The sequence below is a fragment of the Streptomyces calidiresistens genome (genome assembly GCF_014141525.1).
In the GTDB taxonomy this organism is placed as follows: domain Bacteria; phylum Actinomycetota; class Actinomycetes; order Streptomycetales; family Streptomycetaceae; genus Streptomyces; species Streptomyces calidiresistens.
Genome location: NZ_VKHS01000652.1, coordinates 1 through 3153, shown reverse-complemented (window position 1 = coordinate 3153; position 3153 = coordinate 1). Strand labels below are relative to the sequence as shown.

The following is a 3153-nucleotide window of genomic DNA, read 5'->3' as shown; positions in this document are numbered from 1 at the left end:
CACCGCCCCCGTCCATCGCGGCGCCCGAGCACCGGAGCCGAAGGACGGCCTCGCCATGAACGCAGCCCGCACCGCCTCCGGGCAGCATCCGCCGCTCCGCCGAACCCGGCGCGACGACGGCCTCACCCCGCCGATAACCGCGCCCGGAGGTGCCGAGCGACTCCCCGACCCCCTCCCCGCGGCCAGGTGTTCCCCTCGGCTCCCACTGGCCGCTTCCCCCGAGGCAGAGCTCGATGGGCGGGCCCGTCGAACGGCCGTGATGCCGGGGCACGCCCTGCCCACCGAACCGGAGCCCCGACAACGCCTGATCGGAAGCCTGTGTTCGGGCTACGGCGGGCTGGACCTCGGCGTCCAGGCGGCCCTGGGCGGCCGGGTCGCCTGGCACGCCGAGATCGACCCCGGGCCCTCCCGGGTCCTGGCCCGCCACTGGCCAGGGGTTCCGAACCTCGGCGACCTCACCACCGTCAACTGGCACCAAGTCCCCGGGGTGTGCGTGGTGACCGCCGGGTTCCCCTGCCAGGACCTGTCCGTCGCCGGTCACCGCGCCGGCCTGGCCCCCGGCACCCGATCCGGGCTGTGGCACCACATCGCCCGCGCCATCGAAGCCCTCAATCCCTGTCTGGTGGTGATCGAAAACGTCCGCGGCATCCTCACCGCGCCCGCTGCTTCCCCTCGCCCGCTGGAACCCTGTCCGTGGTGTCTGGGAGGCCGTCCAGATCAGCCTGTGCGGGCACTCGGCGCCGTACTCGGCACCCTGGCCGGCCTCGGGTTCGATGCACGATGGCGCCTGCTTCGCGCAGCCGACGTCGGCGCACCCCACCACCGGGCCCGAATCTTCCTCACCGCCTGGCGCCGCGCCCACGGCCCGAACCGGCATCACCGGGACGGAGGTCGGCAACCGGCGCCCAACCCACCGCGACACCGGTGGTCACGATCCGAACCCCCCACTGCTGCCGACGCCGAAGGCGACGGACGGCACCAAGGGCTCGCCGAACCAGCGGCACGGCAACGGCGACCTCACCCTCCCGTCGGCTGCCGCCCGGTTGGCACGACCGAGTCACTCCCCGACCGCTCGGCCGAGGAGCTCTGGGGACGCTACGCCGCCGCCATCTCCCGATGGGAGACGCTCACCCGCCCGGCGCCGCCGCCCACCGACGCGGCCGGGCGGCTCAGCCCGGCCTTCGTCGAGTGGATGCAGGGCCTGCCCGATGGCTGGGTGACCGCCACCCCCGGCCTGGGCCGACCCGCCCAGCTCACCTCGCTCGGCAACGGCGTCGTGCCCCGGCAGGCGTCCCGGGCCATCGAGCTGCTCGCCCCGCCCCTGGCGCACTGCCCACACCACCCCGAGTCCTAAACGGCCTGTCCCCCGCTCGACTCGCACCCCTTCTCTTCCCCCGGAGCTTCACCTTGCCCGACTTCACCCCGCCCGGCGCCGCCGACGAGCCGATACGCGTGCCCGACCACGACTTGGACGACCTCGCCGCCACCGTCGCCAGGCTCGTCACCGACGGCCAACGGGTCGACGAAACCCTCACCCGCCTCGTCGACGAAGCCGAGTCCCGACCCGACCCCTCGGCCCCCGGGGCCACCGGCTCCCGGGAGGAGCCCTCCTCCATCTTCATCCTGGCCCTGGACGGCCGGGCGTACGCCGAGGAACTGGCGGCCCTCGCCACGTGGGTGCACCACCTCTTCCTCCCCGTCTACGGCAGGGAGATCACCGCCGGTCGCCCCTGGTGCGCGCGCTGGCCCGAGCACCCCGAAGCCGTCGCGCGGCTCCATGCGCTGTGGCTGGCCTGGCAACAGCTCACCGACGCCGAAGCCGGCCTCACCGGACCGGCCGTCTGGCACCGCGACCACCTCGACCCCACCCTCCAGCACCTCCGCTCCCCGGACGGCCCGTTCGGCGCGTGCACCACCAGCCCCGCCCGTCCTCACCACCGCCTCCTGCCCTCCCCGGAAGCCGCCGGAGCCTGACATGAACCCTCGCGACAACCGGCACCGCCTCGACGGCTTCTCCCCCGCCACCGACCGGGCCGAGGAGGACTTCGACGCCGCACTCCTGTCGAGTGATATGCACCAACCGCTCGCCGTCCACCACACCGCCGACGGCCGCCACACCTACCTCCTGGCCTACGACCGGGCGGCCATCTGGGACGTCCCCGGCTCCCCCGCCTTCCTCTCCCAGCACGTCACCCGGGACCTCACCGCACGCACCTTCACCTTCGACCAACGGCACCACCCCCTGCTCCCGCTCGCGCAGAACTGGCTGCACCGCAACGGCTGCCCGCTCGAAGCCCTCGTCCTTTCCACCGCGGACGGGCCCGTGCCCGCCGACGACCACACCCGCGGGACGGAGAACCGCCTGCGCACCGACCTCCACGGCCGCTACACGCTGGTGGACCACCACACCGTCGAACCCGTCTTTCCCGATCACGACGGCGAGACCTGGGCACTTCTCCACGACAACCAGGCAGGCTCCGCCGTCTCCCCCTACCTCTTGGTCGTGGAGGACCTCGCCGCCGACCTGAGCACCTACCGCTTTCGGGAAGGGGACTTCGCCGATGTCGACTCGGCCCGGCATTGGCTCGCCACACGCGACCTCCCGCCGGCCGACACCACCGCCGCCGACGCCCGGGCGGCAGCCGCTCGCTCCCACACGACTCTCACGAGCCCCGGCCTCCCCGCACAGGCACCACCGATCCCCCACGCCCCGGATCACCGCGCAGCGCCCAACCCCGTGACCCGGCCGCGCCGGAGCGGCCGATGAGCAGGTACGCCCGCTTCGCGTTCGCCGCCCATCCCGACGCGCTGAACGACCTTCGCACCGTGCCCGAGGAGATCCGCGACCTGGCGCTCCTGGAACTTCAGCACCTCGTCCACGGCAACGAGCGCGGTGCCGCCATGCATCGTGAACTCCTCGGCTGCCACAAGGTCTACGTCGACCCACAGACCAGGTGGCGCCTGGTCATCCAGTACCGGGACGCCCCCGCCTCCTCCCAGCACCGCAGGGAGATCTACCTCCTGGCCGTCGGTGAACGCCGCGACAACGCCGTCTACCGCACGGCCGCCGCACGGCTCGAACGCCGGCAGGAGACGACGAACACCCCGCCCGAGAACCGGGCCACTGCTGCCCGCGCCCGCTCACCCCACCTC

General features: G+C 73.5%; 4 protein-coding genes. All 4 read left to right on the top strand.

Annotated features, from left to right (window positions below; genetic code table 11):
- Positions 1-259 precede the first annotated feature (259 nt).
- A complete protein-coding gene (locus FOE67_RS21010; protein WP_182666401.1) occupies positions 260-1354 on the top strand; it encodes a DNA cytosine methyltransferase in 1095 nt (364 codons plus the stop codon).
- Between the two features lie 53 nt (positions 1355-1407).
- Entirely contained in the window at positions 1408-1974 is a 567-nt protein-coding gene (locus tag FOE67_RS21005; protein ID WP_194444538.1) for a DUF4913 domain-containing protein, read from the top strand.
- A gap of 1 nt (position 1975) precedes the next feature.
- Positions 1976-2767, top strand: coding sequence for a hypothetical protein (locus tag FOE67_RS21000; protein WP_182666400.1), 792 nt, complete (start codon positions 1976-1978; stop codon positions 2765-2767).
- The coding region (locus FOE67_RS20995; RefSeq protein WP_182666399.1) for a hypothetical protein at positions 2764-3153 on the top strand (390 nt) is incomplete at its 3' end. The genes FOE67_RS21000 and FOE67_RS20995, both read left to right, overlap by 4 nt.